The following is a 16,146-nucleotide window of genomic DNA, read 5'->3' on the forward strand; positions in this document are numbered from 1 at the left end:
AATGGTGCGCGCCTCGATGCTCGGACGCTGACCTAACGCTCTTGCGTCTCTCGTCCACTCGAACGCAAGCGGTCATCACCCACCTCCCCGTTGCTCACCCAAGGGACACCCAATGGTAAATGAACGACGCCCCGCGAAGGATCGACGCCGGGCATTACTGGCGCTCGCGGCGCTCGCAGGCACGACCATTCCCGGAATCCGGATTGAGGCCGCGCCAGTACCGACCGGCGTACCCCAAGGCCGGCGGCTCTCGCAACTGATCGGCTCGAACGGTTGGCCGATGTCCGCGGATGAAGTGCGCATGTGGGAGAACATGGGCATGACGTGGGGGCGCGACTCCGTTGGACCGGGGTTCGTGACGCCGACCATCGGTAGCGCGCAAATCAACAAGACCTGTCCGAGCTTCGACATTGATTTGCGCCCCATCCTCCTGCGCAACAACCAGAGCCGCATCAATTCGCTGCTGATGCTCGGCTATACGCCGCCATGGAACGCCGTCGTCGCGGACGATGACAAGTCGGCCCCAAAGAATGTCAGTTATTGGGAGCGCTATGTGGAGACAGTGGTCCGCACCTACTCCGCGCCCCCCTTCAATCTGAAGTATTTCCAGATCTGGAACGAGGCATCGGGCGAGCTCTCCGGCGGTGCGCCACAGGGCACGTTCTGGCACGGCCCGAACTATGACGACGACCCGCGCAAGGCGAAGCCGTACGATAACGCGATGCGCGATTACGTCGACCGCATCCATATCCCGGCCGCGCGGATCATACGCAAATACCATGCACACGTGGTCTATGGTGGATGGCCCGATCAGGGCGGACTGGACACTTACTGCAAATGGCTCGAATACAGGAGTGCGGTACATAACTCGCGAATGCTCGACTGGGTCGACTATCTCGACATTCACTACCTTGGGCTCGAGGACGTGGAAACGCTGTACCAGCGCTATGTCGTCAAAGGCCAGGCGCGGGGGATATGGCAAACGGAGATCGGCGACCGCTATATGGAGGATCCGCACTTTCTTCCGACTTACCTCTTCGAACTCGCGGTATGGGCACTCGACAGAAACTGGGACGATCCGAACAAGTACGTGACGATGATTTTTCACTGGGACGGCTACGAGTCGTTTCGGCTCACACGTCGCGGACCACCGCGGCAGTACAACGTATCAGGCAGATCGCTGATCGCGTTGCATAAGACCGTTTCGGGCGCGCTTGCGCCGTTTGCGCACACGCTCAGGTTCGACCCCGATTCGCACGGCAAGGCGCTGTATTCCGGGCGGAGCATCGTGCTGCAGGTCAGTGCACGTCCAGGCTCGCGCGCGGTCGACATCAGCGGACTGGATGCGCCGGCATCGGGCCGGTTCGACATTGCATTCATCGACGCGATAAGCGGCGCAAAGAACGCCGGGACAAACGTCGCGGCCACCTGGGAGGCGGGCGCGTTGTCGATACGCTTTCAGGTTCCTCGGTCGACCAACGGCCCGGCGGATGAAGCACCACGTCATCTTGCGTACATCGTTGTGACGCCGCGCGCCTAACGCACGCGACGTTGCGGTATTGATACGCGGTCGCCTGACCGCCGCGCGTAGAGGAGGCAAGAGTCAGCCACGGCACGACGGAGCGGCGCGGAGCCTTCTCGCGAGCGCGCGAAGCGAGCAGCAGGGAGCCGATCAAGGTCATGATGAGCACGTTCGACGGCGTCGTCAGTCGATGCTCCGAATACGACATGGCGAGCAGACACATGGCCGATAGTTCCATAAACACGAACGCGACATAGTTCCGGCCGCCCTCCTTCAACGCATTAGCGGAGCCGCTTGCGGCCCAGTCAATGAGTTGCCAGTAGAATCGCAGGATGAGGACGAGTCCGACGATGCCAAGCTCGGCGAGGATGTTGAGGTAAGAGTTGTGCGCATGCGAATCCGAGTGAAACACTTCAACGCCGAGCGGAACACCCAGGACGGAGAAGTAATCGATCACGTTGGCAATCTGGTCGTCGAACGATCCGAATCCAAGGCCGAATAGCGGACTATGACGGAAATAGGTGATCGCGCGCGGCCAGAGCCATTCGTATCGGATGTCGAGGTTGGCGGTCTTCGCATCGGGGTTGTTGATGGTGAACGTATACCCCATGTAGTCCGTTGACGAATGCAGGTTGTGCAGGCCGACGGCAAAGGAAGCCGCGATCAGCCCGACGACCGTGACCGCCAGCATCCAGCGCTTTCTCCCAAGAAGAACGTACGGAAGCATGGCCGCAACGCCAAGCATGGAACCGCGGCTATAGGTAGAGAACAGGAAGGCGGCGTTGATCACGAGCAGCACGAGAATCAGGCGGCTGCGCTGATACATATAGCAAGCGATCCCGAGACAGAACAGCATGGCGAAAAACCCGCCAGCCGCATTGCGCGCGATGAAATAGCTGCCGAACGTGTCGACCGGATTGGTCAGAAGAGAAAGCAGGCCATACTGCGAGAGATAGATGGCGTAAGCCGGCAGGTTCGCCAGGATGGCGAACACGAAAAACCACTTCAGCACCTTGTTCAGGTCCAATCGATGAGCGTACACGCACCCCGCCAGCAGCGGTGCGTACGAGACGAAGAAGTTGCCGTCGCGCCTGTAGAACTCGAAATCGAGCAGCGACGCGGGGTCGTACATCAGCGTGGACAACAACACGTACGCCGCGAACACCAGCAGCGAAGTGATGAACGGGGGATAGGTCCTGCCGTAGAAACGCCACGCGCAGAGCAGGATCGGCACGAAGCCGATCGCGCTGACCGGTACGAAGTTGGTCAACGTGAGAAACAACGCGACTAGCGATATATAGGCCAAAGCATCGACTCGTGTTGGAAGGTCTTGTCCGGTCCAGGATGGGCCAGTCCACGATGGTGTCTGGCATCCGGCTGAAAGCGTCTGTTATGGTGCCCGCATCGTCGCGCGTCGTGCTTGCCGCTTCCGTGCACCGCAGCGCGCATCAGCAATGCCCGACGGCACGAGTCGCGCGAGGCTGCGACGAGGTCAGGCCCCTTGCGTTTCGCCGGCCTCCTCGGCGAGTTCCAGCGTTTTGTAGCCCATCGCATAGTGGTAGGCGCGATTGCTGGAGCGCACCGGCATGGCGTTGAAGATCGCACCGAACAGGTGTGCCTCGGCCCGCTCCAGCTTCTTGAGCGTTTCACTGATTTCATTTTCCGTCTGCAGACCGGAGCGGAGCACGAGAACCGTTGCCCCGGCTTCACTGGCAACGATGGAAGCGTCCGTCACCGAGAGAAACGGCGGCGTGTCGATGATCACCAGGTCGTACTCCTCGCCCAGGCGCGCCAGCATCTCCTTGAAGCGGCGCTTCATCAGCAACTCGGCGGGATTATCCGGATACGTGCCGCAGGACAGGAACGACAGGCCGGGCACGCCGACGCTGCGAATCACATCGGCCGGCTCCGTGTCGCCGGTGAGGACGTCAGACAGGCCACCCCGATTGAGCTGGCCGAAGAAGTACGCAAGACGGCCGCGCCGCATGTCGGCATCGATCAGCAGCACGCGCGAGCCGATTTCGGCCTGAAGAACGGCGAGGTTCGCCGCCACGAAGCTCTTGCCGGCTGCCGGCGTCGGCCCCGTGCACATCACGACGTTGCCCGGCACATGCGCGAGCCCGAGATTGAGCGTGGTTCGCACATCGCGTAGCGCTTCGACGGTGACGTCTTTGGGAAACCGGGCGGCCAGCACGCGCGGCATGTCCTGGGCAAGCCGCGTGAGGCCCGCTGCCGTGTCCGGCGACGGCCCCCCGTGCCCGGACGGCAACTTCGCCGCCCGGCTGCCCGGCACGATCCCTGCGCGGCTGGTCGCCGCCGAGATCTCCCGGTCGAGCCGCGCCTGTTGCGCGCTGAAGAGCACTTCGCCGATCACCGGCACGCCCATGGCGTGTTCGACATAGCGTGGATCCGTCACGCCCGTCATCACATGGCGGCGAATGAACACAAGGAACGCGCCCACGAACAGGCCGATGCCCGCGCCAGCCGATATCACCAGCAGGCGATCCGGCTTCACCGGCCGGTGCGGCGTGAGCGCGCTGTCGACGATATTCACGCCGGCGGTCGTGCTCGCGCGGCGCACCGTCAGCTGCTCGGCCTTGTTGACCATCGCCAGGTAGATCGCCTCCGAGACGCGCGCATCGCGGGCGAGATCCAGGTTGTTGCGCTCGGACGTCGACATGTTGCTGAAGCGGGTATCGAATGTGGCCTTTGCCGCGTTCAGCTGGGCCAGTTGCATGTCCGTGTTGCGCACCCACTCGCTATCGGGCCGGAAACGCTGCAACAGTTGCGTTCGCTGTAGCTGGACCGTGGCGATCTGCCGCTGCAGATCGATGCCGCCTTGCAGATAAGCCTGGGCTTCGGAAGTCGGCTGCAGCGACTGCGACGACTTGCGGAATGCATTGAGCGCTTCTTCCGTGCGCTTAAGCTCGTTGCGCAGGCGCGGCAGTTCCCCGTTGATGAACTCGAGCGTCCGCGTGTCGTCGCGCTGGCGGGCCGCGACCGCCGCTGCAATGTACTGCCGCGCGAGTGCGTTCGCCACCTCGGCCGCGAGTGCCGGGCTCTCGTTCATGTACGAGATGACGATGATGCCCGTGTCCTTGCCCTTGCCGATGATTCTGACTTGATGCGCGAAGCGGGCGACAGCTTCGAGCGAATTCCAGCGGATCACCTCGAATCGGGTTCCGGGGCGCGCAACCAGTCTGTCCACGGTCATCGAAATACCCGCCGCCGATGCGGGCTTGCCCACCGTGCCGCTCAGAAGGTGTTCTCCCGACGGGCCCCGCAGTTCGTAGCGGCCGTCGGCGAGCGCGGTGAGTTGCAGCGTCTCTTCTTCAAGATTCTGCGGCACCGTGATCGAACCGATCCTGAGCTGCTCTCCGCCCCACGCGAACGTGTCGAGTCCCAGCCACGGACGCGACAGCTCGCCGGGTGTCGCGAATTGCCCGGCAATCGCACCCAGGAGCGGGACGGTGCGTGGCGTGACCGCGACGTCGAACCCATAGCGGTCGATCACGGGCTGCAGCACCGAGCGGCTCTGCATCACCGTGATTTCCGCGGCGGTGGAGGGCGTGGCGGGCACGACGGCCTCCTGATTCTGAAGCGCGATGCCGAGCGCATTCGGCTCCGGCGGATCGACGCGCAGCATTACATCGGCGGAATAAAGCGGCGTGGCAATGAACAGCCAGCCGATGGCGAGCGCGATCACAATACCGGTAACCACCGCCAGTTCCCCTACGTGCGCGCGCATGAGGTCAAGCAACTCCCGCGCGGACAGCTGTCTGCGGTCCTCGCCTGCGCCAGAAGGTCCAGTAGTGGAACGGAACATATTCACAGGCGTCGTCCTTGAAGTGAAACGCGTATTCGACCGGGGGTGCCCCTGCGCAAGCCGAAAAGGCGGCTTCCAGCCCGGGCAGAGCGAGATGTGGCAGGCCGGCAACCGGCTCTGCTGCATGCCGGATCCGCACAAGACCAGGCGCCCTCATTCTCGCCGCGCCGCCTCCGCGCGTCTGTTGTTTGGCACACACTCCAAAATCCGCCACTGATCCACGGCTGTCGGGCCGGGCCGGTCAATGTTCAGGATTGCCGTTGCCGCTCATTTCGCCTTGGGAATGCCCGCCGCGTAGCGCTGCATTGCTGACGCGCCGACGCTTTCCAAACCAATCTTCATAACTGACGCTAGCGCCCTGCCCAGCCGCCGCCCGAGCGTAAATGGCGCAAAAAAAGCGGGATGCCGGTCAGTTTGCGATTGGGCGCTGGTTAAGGGCTGTCTGTTCAGAACAACGACTCATCTGGCTGCTGCACGATGAGCGAGAGCGATCGCGTCGAGCCCCGCCAGCACGAATCGCACGAAGTCCTCCGCAAGCGCGTCCTTGTCTTTTGCAACAGCGGGCAATAGCGCGGATTGCATCTGCTTCGGCGCGATCATCATGGCAATGCAGGGCAGCACCGAAAACATCAAAGCCCGCTGGACCACGGGCGCGGTCGGGTCCAGTCCCAGCACTGCGCCGATAATCTTCAGCAGGAATGCGGCCTTCGGACGGACCGCCTTCTCAATGAGCGCCGGAATGGCTTTCGACGGTGACAGCACTTCACGCAGCATCAACATAAAGCCCCATGGCGTGCCCGCGTTCGTTGAAAGACCGACGAAGCGGGAAAGGACCGCACGTAGCTGATCCCTGGGGTCGTTGACACCCGCAGCAAGCGCGGCCAACTCGTCGAGACCCACGACTTGCCGGTGCGCCTCGACCAGCGCTGCTTCGTAGAGCGCCTCCCTGCTTCCAAAGTGATAGTTCACCGACGCCATCGGTGTACCGGCGCGCTCGCAGATCTCCTTGCTGGTGGCATCCGCGAAACCACGTTCGGCGAACACCTGGCCCGCGGTCTCGAGCAGGTGCTGACGGGTCGCCGCGCCGTCGGGGCGCGAGGCCCGTTTGAGCTGCGTTGCGGCTGTCTTTTTGGTGCTGATCGGCATTGTGAAGGCTTACATTGAAAATAGTTTGAATTTGAATTCAAATTCGCATAATATCTATTCTACTTCATCCGCGTCCGGTCCGCGAACGGACGCGCCGGCCTGGAATGTGGAATCGCCAAGGCAGCCGGATCGCCCTCGCGGAGACCGCAGATCGAACTCGTCGCGTGCATCCCGTCGTGCCGAGCCGCTCCGTCTAAGGTGCCGATCGCGACGCCATAGGATTTTAATTATGGATTACGTAATAAATAAATGTCTCTCGGTGGAAGTTTTGTCAAACCCCACGCGGGCGAAACGATTTTCCGGCGCGGCATTTTCCCTGCTGCTCATCGCCCTGTTGTCGGGCTGCTCGCGGCATGACGCCGCGACCTACCAAGGCTATGTCGAAGGTGAATTTGTCTACCTTGGCTCTTCGCAAGCCGGCAAGCTCACAGCGTTGTCGGTCTCTCGCGGACAAACGGTCAAGGCGAACGCCTCGCTATTTTCTCTCGAATCCGACGACGAGGCCCATGCGCTCGCCCAGGCGCAGCAGCAACTCGCGGCAGCCCGCGCCCAACTCGCCGATATCCAGACCGGCAAGCGCGTGCCCGAGGTCGACGTCAACCGTGCGCAGCTCTCCGAGGCCGTCGCCAACGCCCGCAAGGCCGCGCTGCAACTGACGCGGGACGAAGCCCAATATAGCGCAGGCGGCATCGCAAAAGCTCAACTCGACGATTCGCGCGCCAACGCCGACTCCACCGCCGCGCAGGTTCGGGAGTTGAGCCATCAAGTCGAAGTGGCTCGCCTGCCGGCCCGTTCGCAACAGATCATCGCACAGGAAGCGCAAGTCGCCGCCGCCGATGCCGTGGTTGCGCAGGCCCGATGGAAGCTCGATCAGAAACGCGTGAGTGCTCCAGCAGAAGGCCTTGTCTATGACACGCTCTATCGCCAGGGTGAATGGGTGCCCGCCGGCAATCCGATCGTTCAGATGTTGCCGCCGCAGAATGTCAAAGTGCGCTTCTTTGTTCCGGAGACGATCGTCGGGCAACTGGCACTCAATCGCCGCGTGATCCTGCATTGCGACGGCTGCCCGGCTGACGTGCCCGCGAAAATCACTTACGTGTCGAGCGAAGCCGAATACACGCCGCCCGTCATCTATAGCAACGAAAGCCGTGCCAAGCTCGTGTTCATGATCGAAGCCCACCCGTCGATCGCGGACGCGACGAAGCTTCATCCGGGCCAACCTGTCTCGGTGGTACTGCAATGAACGACGACTCTCAACACTACGTGATCGACGTGCATGAGCTAAACAAGCACTTCGGCAACAAGCACGTCGTCAACAACGTCTCGTTGCAGGTCGGCCGCGGCGAAATCTTCGGCTTTCTCGGGCCCAACGGCAGCGGCAAGACGACGTCCATTCGCCTCATGTGCGGACTGCTCACGCCGGATTCGGGTCGCGGCACCTGCCTCGGCTATGACATTCTGCGTGAGAGCGAGCAGATCAAACGTAACGTCGGGTACATGACCCAACGCTTTTCCTATTGGGAAGACCTGACCATCCGCGAGAATCTCGACTTCGTTGCGCGCATCTACCAGATGCGTAACCGGCGCGAAGCGGTGGATCGCTCACTGGAATCGCTCGGCCTGCAAACGCGCGCGAACCAGCTGACCGGCTCCCTATCGGGCGGCTGGAAACAGCGGCTCGCGCTTGCTGCGTGCATGCTGCACGAGCCGAAACTGCTGTTGCTCGATGAGCCTACCGCCGGCGTGGATCCCACTGCAAGGCGCGACTTCTGGGAAGAACTGCACCGACTCGCCGCCACCGGCATATCAGTGCTCGTCAGTACCCACTACATGGACGAAGCGGAACGCTGTCACAAGCTCGCCTATATCGCGTACGGAAAGATGCTCGCACGCGGCACTTCAAGCGAGGTGATCGAATCACAGGGTCTGTCGACGTGGTCCATCCACGGCGAACACCTGAGCAAGCTATCCGAGCAGCTTCGCACGACGCCCGGCGTCGACCAGACCGTCGTGTTCGGCTCCGCGCTGCACGTCAGCGGACGCGCTCACGAAGCGCTCGAAGTCGCGGTACGGCAAGCGGTCGCCGGAACCTCGCTGCGCATCGAACCGATCGACACGGGACTGGAGGATGTGTTCATCTATCTGATGAGCCATTCGAAAGACAACTTCGGGGCGCCGTCATGAAGAATCGCACCGTATTTTCCGTGACACGCTGGTGGAGCATTGTCCTCAAGGAATTCCTTCAACTGAGGCGCGACCGCGTCACCTTCGGCATGATCGTCGGGCTGCCGATCATCCAGCTTGCGCTGTTCGGCTTCGCGATCAATACCGACCCGAAGCATCTGCCAACGGCCGTCATCATTCATGACCAGAGCGAGTTCTCCCGCAGCTTCGTGATGGCGATGACGAACTCAGCCTATTTCGACATCGTCGAAACCTTGCCTGACGAGGAGGCCGGCCGCCGCGCGCTCGCTCAGGGCAAGGTGCAATTCGTCCTCAATGTGCCGGTGGATTTCTCGCGCAAGTTGCTGCGAGGCGAGCACCCGTCGCTATTGGTCGAAGCCGACGCGACCGACCCCACCGCAACCAACACCGCCGTCAGCGCGCTGCCGAAACTCGTTCAACCGGTCGCCGACAAGGACCTGAGGGGTGCGCTCGCGCACCTGAACGGCACGCAAAACGCATTCGACGTGCAGGTTCACAACCTCTACAACCCCGAGGGCGTTACGCAGTACAACGTCGTGCCCGGGCTGATGGGCGTGATCCTGACCATGACGCTCGTCATGATGACCGGTCTCGCCGTGACGCGTGAACGCGAGCGCGGCACGATGGAAAACCTGCTCGCCACGCCCGTTCTGCCGATCGAAGTGATGACCGGCAAGATCGTGCCCTATGTCGTCATCGGGCTCATTCAGGCATCCATCATTCTCGCCGCGACGCGCTACGTTTTTCACGTTCCGTTTGTCGGCAGCGCGCTGGCCATCTATCTCACGGCGCTGCTTTTCATCGCGGCGAATCTGACAGTGGGCATCACGCTTTCTTCGCTCGCACAAAACCAGTTGCAGGCAATGCAGCTCACCGTCTTCTACTTCCTGCCCAACATCCTGCTCTCAGGCTTCATGTTCCCTTTCGCGGGCATGCCGGCGTGGGCGCGGTTTATCGGCAACCTCTTGCCGCTGACCTATTTCAACAGGCTGATTCGCGGCATTTTGCTCAAAGGCAATGGCTGGACTGACCTATGGCCCTCAGTGTGGCCAATGGCGCTCTTCACTGCGATCGTCATGGCCATTGCATTGCGCTTCTACCGGCGCACGCTCGACTAGGAAGACACGATCATGAAACGCTTCGCTTTCCTGTGTTCACTCGTGCTGGGCGGTTGCGCGGTGGGACCGGACTTTCACGCACCCGCGGCACCGGACACGCAAATCTACACGCGTAGCGCCGATCCGTCTCGCACGGTGTCGGCCGGCGGCGCCGATGGTTCGGCGCAAACCTTCACGGCAGCGGATGCGCCGCTGCCGATGTGGTGGCAGCAGTTTCACTCGGCGGAGATCGACCGTCTCGTCGAGCAGGCGCTCAATCGAAGCCCTACCCTGGCGCAAGCCCGCGCAAAGCTGATCGAGGCGCGCGAAAACTACAACGCCCAGGCGGGCGCAACACGATTCCCGAGCGTCGACGCGCAGATTTCCGGAACGCGTCAACAGGTCGATCTCGCGGCTTTCGGCATTCCGCACGTCGAGAATCCCGGGCCGTTTTCGCTATTCAGTGCGGCAGTGACGGTGTCCTATACATTCGACGTTTTCGGCGGCAATCGGCGGGCGCTCGAAGCCACGTTGGCGCAGGTCGACTATGAGGCGTTCGAACTCGATGCGGCGCGGTTGGCCATTGCGGGCAACGTGGTGTCGACGGCGGTACGGCGCGCTTCGTTGCAGCAACAGGTGGTGCTGACGCAGCGTCTCGCGGATGCGCAGGCGCAGCAGCTCGGCATCATGGAGGCAAGGTTCGCCGCTGGCGGCGTGTCACAACTCGACGTGAATAGCCAGCGCACGCTGCTCGCGCAGACGCGCGCGTCGCTGCCGCCGCTTGCGACGCAACTCGCGCAGGCGGACCACCAGCTTGCCATTCTGGTTGGCGATGCGCCGTCCAAAGCGGATTTCGATCACCTCACGCTGGACTCGCTTCATCTTCCGACTGAGATACCCGTCACGCTGCCGTCGACGCTGGCCCGGCAACGTCCTGACATTCGCGCTTCTGAAGCACTACTGCACCAGGCGAGCGCAAACGTGGGCGTCGCGACAGCGAACCTGTACCCACAGTTTTCCCTATCGGCGGGCATCGGCTCGGAACGCACCAGCATTCAGGACATTGTGAATGGCCTGAACATCTGGAATATTGGCCTGAATCTGACGCAGCCCATTTTTCATGGCGGCGAACTTCATGCGAAGAAACGTGCTGTTCAGGCGGCCTATGAGGCTGCGCTCGCGAGCTATCAGCAAACAGTGCTTCAGGCCTTGCAGCAGGTTGCAAACGCGTTGACGGCATTGCATAACGACGCACACGAACTACATGCCCGCGACGACGCCGCCAGGCACGCTCAAGCGAACCTCGATATTGCGCGTGCGCAGTATTCCGCGGGTGGCGTTAGCCAGTTCAGTCTGCTCGATACGCAACGTCAGGCGTTGCAGACCGCTCTCGATCAGACGCAAGCACAGGCTGCGCGGTTAAGCGACACGGCGGCGCTCTTCCAGTCACTGGGCAGCGGCCAAAACGACTTCACTCTAGGAAGCGCGCCGTGACAGCGCAAGTCCATTTAGGCGCTGGACAGGTCGCGCCCTGACATTTCGCTCGACAGGTCGCTCGCGGAGCCGATAATTTCATATATCATAAGGTGACATATAATCGAATCGACGGTCCGTTTTGGAATCCGGAATGTGGCCTCCTCTCGTGTGATACCGCCTTTTATTTTCTATTCGACCCTTGTCACGCTACGCTCTCATCCGCTGGCTTTCCAGCTTCGCCCCCCATCCCGTTGCCGTCAGGTGGCCGGAGCGCCTGAGGTCTTGTCTCGGCGCCTTGCTTGGGATTGCGTTCACTGGCGGGACAATGCACGTCCTTCTCGGCCCGGCGGCCAACATTCCGCTCCTCGTAGCGCCAATGGGCGCATCGGCCGTGCTGCTGTTCGCGGTTCCCGCCAGTCCGCTTGCGCAACCGTGGTCGATTATCGGTGGCAATATTGTTTCCGCTACGGTTGGGGTTGCCTGTGCAAGCTGGATCGCCGATCCGGTGGGCGCGGCCGCTTTGGCCGTCGCGCTGGCGATCTGTGCGATGTTTGCGCTGCGCTGCGTTCACCCGCCCTCGGGCGCAGTCGCGCTGACCGCGGTCCTCGGCGGTCCGGCGGTGCATGCGCTGGGCTACCGTTTCGTGGCCGAACCGATTGCGATCCAGTCGGCGACGCTGCTGTGCGCTGCCATCATTTACCACGCTGCTACCGGGCATCGATACCCGCACGTCGCCCAGCGGAGTTCCGGCACAGGACCGGCAGCCTCGGCTTCGGCATCGAGCGAAGGTTTCACGCGCGCGGACCTCGAGGCAGTCCTGAACCGGCGCGGTGAATTGCTCGATATCGACACGGACGATCTGGAATCCCTGCTGCGCGATGTTCAGTTGCAGGCCTACGCCCGTACGTTCAACGAACTGACCTGTGCGGACATCATGTCGCGGTCTCTCGTCGCCGTGTCTGCAACCACGAGAGCTTCCGCCGCCTGGCGTCTGCTGAAACAGCGCCGCATCAAGGCACTTCCGGTCACTGACGAGAGGCAGCATGTGATCGGCATCGTGACCCGCGCCGACCTCGTCGACAAACGGGCGTTGGGCAAAGCGGCCGGTTCGTCCTCCCCAATGCGACGCTGGTTCAGGCGCAGCGTCACGCCAGCGCCGCTGGTCGGCGCCCTGATGAACGTGGACGTCCATACCGTCGACGCGACGACGCCCATCGTCGAGCTGGTGCCGGTGTTCGCGAACTACGGGCACCACCATATCCCGGTTGTGGACGCGCAACAGCGACTTGCCGGAATGATCACGCAGGCCGATCTCATCGCGGGACTGTATCGCCAGGCTTACGCCAGGCAGCGACACGTGGCATAGCCACTGTCATCCACGCCGAGGTCGAACACGGATACACATATCACGTCATGATATAATCCGGTTTTCACCTCTTTCTCCACGGCACTCCGATGAAGACACTCACGCGCGGCTTGACCAAGGCGAACTTCGAGCAACTGTCCGAGTTTCGCTACCAGATGCGGCGCTTCGAGCGTTTTTCTGAACAGGCTGCCCAGGGCGAAGGCATCACGCCGTTGCAGTATCTCCTGCTCCTGCATATCAAGGGCTATCCGGAGCGCGACTGGGCGACCGTCGGCGAGCTTGCGGAACGGCTTCAGGCGCAGCATCACGGCGTGGTCGCGCTCGTGTCCCGCTGCGAGGCGCTCGATCTCGTCCGCAGAAAGGTCAGCGAGACCGACCGCCGCCAGGTCGAGGTTCATCTGTTGAAAGCAGGCGAACAGGTGCTCGCCCGTCTCGCCGAGATGCACCGTGCCGAGTTGAAATCGCTCAAAGGCGCCTTTAATGTCCCTCAGATCGATATTTGAGTCACCATGAGTCCCGATACTCATAAGCGCGATTTTTCCCTAAACGCGCGGCTTCCTGGCATTTCCGCACTCGCCGCAGCGATCGGCGCCCTCAGCACGCTCGCGGCGTTCGTGCTGCTGAGCCTGATTCATCTCTTCACCAATCTGTTTTTCTTCGGGCAATTTTCGTTTGCGGACCGTTCACCCGCGGTAAACACATTGGGTGTCTGGGTGGTGGTCATCCCCGTGATCGGCGGCCTGATTGTCGGTCTGATGGCGCGTTACGGCTCGGAGAAGATTCGCGGACACGGCATTCCGGAAGCGATCGAAGCGATCCTGTTTGGCAAGAGCCGCATGTCGCCGAAGGTGGCGATTCTCAAGCCATTGTCGTCCGGCATCGTGATCGGCAGCGGCGGCCCGTTCGGCGCGGAAGGTCCAATCATCATGACAGGCGGCGCACTGGGATCACTGATCGCGCAGTGCGTGAAGGTCACGTCCGCGGAACGCAAGACGCTGTTGGTAGCCGGCGCAGCTGCGGGCATGACGGCGGTGTTCGGCACGCCGGTGGCGGCCGTGCTGCTGGCCGTCGAGTTGCTGCTGTTCGAATGGCGCCCGCGCAGTTTTCTGCCGGTCGCGCTCGCGTGTGCCGTCGCGGGTTTTGCGCGCGCGGCATTCTTCGGCACCGGCCCGCTGTTTCCGCTTGAAACCGCGCCGCCCGGCGCGCTGTCGCTGCTGTCCTGCGTCATCGCGGGTCTGCTTTCCGGCGCGCTCGCCTCGGGTTTGTCGGCCGCGCTTTATAAAGTCGAGGACCTGTTCGGCAAGCTGCCCATCCATTGGATGTGGTGGCCCGCATTCGGCGGACTGGTCGTCGGCGTCGGCGGCTTTCTCGAACCGCGTGCGCTGGGCGTCGGTTACGACGTAATCGGCGACCTGTTGCATCAGCACATTGCCATCCAGATCGCGCTGGCGATCCTCATCGTAAAGGCTGTCATCTGGGTCGTGGCGCTGGGCTCGGGTACCTCGGGCGGCGTCCTTGCTCCGTTGCTCATGCTGGGCGCCGGACTCGGGGTCCTGCTCGGCCATGTGCTGCCGGGCGGCGAACCGGCTCTGTGGCCGCTCGTCTGCATGGCGGCCACGCTCGGCGCCACGCTCGGTGCACCGTTGACCGCCATCGTGTTCGCATTCGGTCTGACGCACGACAGCAACGCGCTGCTGCCGCTGCTCGCCGCGACGCTGATCGCGCACGGGTTTGCAACGGTCGTCATGAAGCGCTCCATCATGACCGAGAAAATTGCCCGGCGCGGTTATCACATTTATCGGGAATACGGTGTCGATCCCCTCGAGCGCCACCATGTCGACGAGGTGATGTCGCGCGCGGTCAAGACGATCGATGGCGACTTGTCCGTGGCAGAGGCGCTGGCAACGTACTTCGGTGCGACGCAGACACATCGCGCGTATCCGGTCGTGCGTCAAGGCGCGCTGCTGGGCGTCGTCGATCGCGCGGTGCTGGAGACAATCCGCGATGGCGAGGCGCAAATTGCGCTCGACTCGCGACTCGCCGATGTGTTGCGCCACCGCTCACCCGCTTTTGCGTTGCCAGGTGAAACCTGCCGCCTCGTCGCAACGCGGCTTGCGGTGCACGGTCTCGAACGGTTGGCCGTGGTTACCGATTCCGCAACGTTGCAACTGGTCGGCATCGTGTCGCGCAGTGATCTGGTCAAGCCGTCGCTTGCGCACTTCGACGAAGAGCACAAGAAAGAGCGGTTCCGTCGCTTGCGAGTGCACACCGGCAAGCGGCATTTCCCGCCGGTTCCGTAAATAGCAGAGACCGATACGCAGTTCTTCCGTGCCCCTTCCCGGGGGCACATCAGCATTTCCCGGCCGATTCCCGGCACAACATCATCCCGCCCCTGAAGCCGCGTCGCGCTCTTCATCGCTATTCGCAGGCGTTCCAAAGACACGTGCATCGCAAGCCACAACTGGGAACGGCGCTCGCACACGTGACATCCAACACCATACTGACGATCGAATCAGCCGCCGAGCACGTGCGGACCGACCCGGACTCGCCATCATTATTCAGGAGACGCAAGATGAAGATGATCAGCGTAGCACTGTTCAGCGCACTCGCGCTTACCGGCCTTCCGTGCTGGGCGCAGAGCGCCGGTCCCACCGATCCGCAGATCGCAGCTATCGTCGTGACGGCCAATCAGGTGGATATCGACGCGGGTAAGCTCGCGGAATCGAAAACGAAGTCGAAGGATGTCAAAGCGTTTGCGCAGCGCATGGTCACCGATCACAGCGGCGTCAACAAAGCCGCCACCGACCTCGTGCGCAAGCTGGGCGTGTCGCCGGAAGACAATCCGACGAGCCAGAGTCTCAAGCAGGGCGGCGATGCGAACCTCGCGAATCTGAAGTCGCTCAAAGGCGCGCCATTCGACCGGGCGTATATCGACCACGAGGTCGCCTATCACGAGAACGTTCTCGACGCGCTGGACAAGACGTTGATTCCAGACGCGCAGAACGCGGAACTGAAGGCGCTCCTCGTCAAGGTGCGGCCGGCCTTTGTCGCGCATCTCGAGCACGCCAGGCATTTGCAGACTGCGCTGGGCAAGAGCGGTGAATAGCCCGACAGTTCGCGCGGCCGGCAATCGACGGCGCAAGATGTGTACAAGTGATTTCGTCCGCGCCTGCACTTTTCTTGCGATTGTTGCGACGTCACTGGCCGGCGTGTCCAACGCCGCGGCGAAAACCTATCTGATCGTGATCGAGCAGATGCGTTTCGATCCGCCGGTGCTCACGGTGCATCGCGGAGATCGTGTGATGTGGGTCAACAAGGATCTGTTTCCCCACACGGCGAGCGCCATGTCGAAAGCTTTCGATTCACGCGAAATCGCGCCGAATGCATCGTGGACCTATGTGGCGCGGGAGACCGGCAGCTATTCGTATCTGTGCACCCTGCACGCCACGATGCGTGGCACAGTGATCGTGAAATGACGGATGCACAATGCGTGAAGGCAACCTGGCGA

The 16,146-nt window shown here is 62.1% G+C and carries 12 protein-coding genes and 1 pseudogene; 10 read left to right on the forward strand and 3 right to left on the reverse strand.

Going from position 1 to position 16,146, the window contains the following annotated elements:
- Positions 1-112 precede the first annotated feature (112 nt).
- Positions 113-1,540 carry a hypothetical protein gene (locus RI103_RS16000; RefSeq protein WP_310812904.1) on the forward strand — a complete coding sequence of 476 codons (1,428 nt, stop codon included), beginning with the start codon at positions 113-115 and terminating at the stop codon, positions 1,538-1,540.
- A 370-nt stretch (positions 1,541-1,910) separates the two neighbouring features.
- Here the strand turns inward: RI103_RS16000 and RI103_RS16005 are convergent.
- The 3 genes and pseudogenes from RI103_RS16005 to RI103_RS16015 all read right to left on the reverse strand — a co-directional run.
- Positions 1,911-2,654: pseudogene (locus tag RI103_RS16005) on the reverse strand (O-antigen ligase family protein); the annotation flags it as partial.
- A 360-nt stretch (positions 2,655-3,014) separates the two neighbouring features.
- Entirely contained in the window at positions 3,015-5,270 is a 2,256-nt protein-coding gene (locus RI103_RS16010) for a polysaccharide biosynthesis tyrosine autokinase (RefSeq protein ID WP_310812905.1), read from the reverse strand.
- A gap of 537 nt (positions 5,271-5,807) precedes the next feature.
- The gene (locus RI103_RS16015) at positions 5,808-6,494 is read right to left on the reverse strand and encodes a CerR family C-terminal domain-containing protein (protein WP_310812906.1); all 687 of its coding nucleotides are present in this window, start codon (positions 6,492-6,494) and stop codon (positions 5,808-5,810) included.
- A 229-nt stretch (positions 6,495-6,723) separates the two neighbouring features.
- Here RI103_RS16015 and RI103_RS16020 point away from each other — a divergent pair, with 229 nt between their 5' ends.
- The 9 genes from RI103_RS16020 to RI103_RS16060 all read left to right on the forward strand — a co-directional run bounded on the left by RI103_RS16020 (position 6,724) and on the right by RI103_RS16060 (position 16,114).
- On the forward strand, positions 6,724-7,737 hold the full coding sequence (locus tag RI103_RS16020) for an HlyD family secretion protein (RefSeq protein ID WP_409076988.1): 1,014 nt from the start codon (positions 6,724-6,726) through the stop codon (positions 7,735-7,737).
- Positions 7,734-8,678 carry an ABC transporter ATP-binding protein gene (locus RI103_RS16025; protein ID WP_310812907.1) on the forward strand — a complete coding sequence of 315 codons (945 nt, stop codon included), beginning with the start codon at positions 7,734-7,736 and terminating at the stop codon, positions 8,676-8,678. Before RI103_RS16020 ends, RI103_RS16025 begins: the two co-directional genes overlap by 4 nt.
- Positions 8,675-9,817 carry an ABC transporter permease gene (locus tag RI103_RS16030; RefSeq protein ID WP_310812908.1) on the forward strand — a complete coding sequence of 381 codons (1,143 nt, stop codon included), beginning with the start codon at positions 8,675-8,677 and terminating at the stop codon, positions 9,815-9,817. The genes RI103_RS16025 and RI103_RS16030 overlap by 4 nt, the downstream gene beginning before the upstream one ends.
- 12 nt (positions 9,818-9,829) lie before the next feature.
- Positions 9,830-11,290 (forward strand): efflux transporter outer membrane subunit, encoded by a 1,461-nt coding sequence (locus tag RI103_RS16035; protein ID WP_310812909.1) that lies wholly within the window; start codon positions 9,830-9,832, stop codon positions 11,288-11,290.
- A 181-nt stretch (positions 11,291-11,471) separates the two neighbouring features.
- Positions 11,472-12,638: an HPP family protein gene (locus RI103_RS16040; RefSeq protein ID WP_310812910.1), complete on the forward strand. Its 1,167-nt coding sequence runs from the start codon at positions 11,472-11,474 to the stop codon at positions 12,636-12,638.
- An 89-nt stretch (positions 12,639-12,727) separates the two neighbouring features.
- Complete coding sequence (locus RI103_RS16045; RefSeq protein WP_012431895.1) at positions 12,728-13,141, forward strand: MarR family winged helix-turn-helix transcriptional regulator; 414 nt, start codon at positions 12,728-12,730, stop codon at positions 13,139-13,141.
- Between the two features lie 6 nt (positions 13,142-13,147).
- Positions 13,148-14,938: a chloride channel protein gene (locus RI103_RS16050; RefSeq protein WP_310812911.1), complete on the forward strand. Its 1,791-nt coding sequence runs from the start codon at positions 13,148-13,150 to the stop codon at positions 14,936-14,938.
- Positions 14,939-15,210: 272 nt separating this feature from the next.
- A complete protein-coding gene (locus tag RI103_RS16055) occupies positions 15,211-15,744 on the forward strand; it encodes a DUF4142 domain-containing protein (RefSeq protein ID WP_310812912.1) in 534 nt (177 codons plus the stop codon).
- 37 nt (positions 15,745-15,781) lie between these two features.
- On the forward strand, positions 15,782-16,114 hold the full coding sequence (locus RI103_RS16060; RefSeq protein WP_310812913.1) for a cupredoxin family copper-binding protein: 333 nt from the start codon (positions 15,782-15,784) through the stop codon (positions 16,112-16,114).
- Positions 16,115-16,146 lie beyond the last annotated feature (32 nt).

The organism is Paraburkholderia sp. FT54, assembly GCF_031585635.1.
In the GTDB taxonomy this organism is placed as follows: Bacteria; Pseudomonadota; Gammaproteobacteria; order Burkholderiales; family Burkholderiaceae; genus Paraburkholderia.

Bases quoted from the DNA above. Each gene is read 5' to 3' on its own strand.
- RI103_RS16000 (WP_310812904.1), top strand. From the start codon at position 113: ATGGTAAATGAACGACGCCCCGCGAAGGATCGACGCCGGGCATTACTG.
- RI103_RS16010 (WP_310812905.1), bottom strand. From the start codon at position 5,270: ATGCGCGCGCACGTAGGGGAACTGGCGGTGGTTACCGGTATTGTGATC.
- RI103_RS16015 (WP_310812906.1), bottom strand. From the start codon at position 6,494: ATGCCGATCAGCACCAAAAAGACAGCCGCAACGCAGCTCAAACGGGCC.
- RI103_RS16020 (WP_409076988.1), top strand. From the start codon at position 6,724: ATGGATTACGTAATAAATAAATGTCTCTCGGTGGAAGTTTTGTCAAAC.
- RI103_RS16025 (WP_310812907.1), top strand. From the start codon at position 7,734: ATGAACGACGACTCTCAACACTACGTGATCGACGTGCATGAGCTAAAC.
- RI103_RS16030 (WP_310812908.1), top strand. From the start codon at position 8,675: ATGAAGAATCGCACCGTATTTTCCGTGACACGCTGGTGGAGCATTGTC.
- RI103_RS16035 (WP_310812909.1), top strand. From the start codon at position 9,830: ATGAAACGCTTCGCTTTCCTGTGTTCACTCGTGCTGGGCGGTTGCGCG.
- RI103_RS16045 (WP_012431895.1), top strand. From the start codon at position 12,728: ATGAAGACACTCACGCGCGGCTTGACCAAGGCGAACTTCGAGCAACTG.
- RI103_RS16050 (WP_310812911.1), top strand. From the start codon at position 13,148: ATGAGTCCCGATACTCATAAGCGCGATTTTTCCCTAAACGCGCGGCTT.
- RI103_RS16055 (WP_310812912.1), top strand. From the start codon at position 15,211: ATGAAGATGATCAGCGTAGCACTGTTCAGCGCACTCGCGCTTACCGGC.
- RI103_RS16060 (WP_310812913.1), top strand. From the start codon at position 15,782: ATGTGTACAAGTGATTTCGTCCGCGCCTGCACTTTTCTTGCGATTGTT.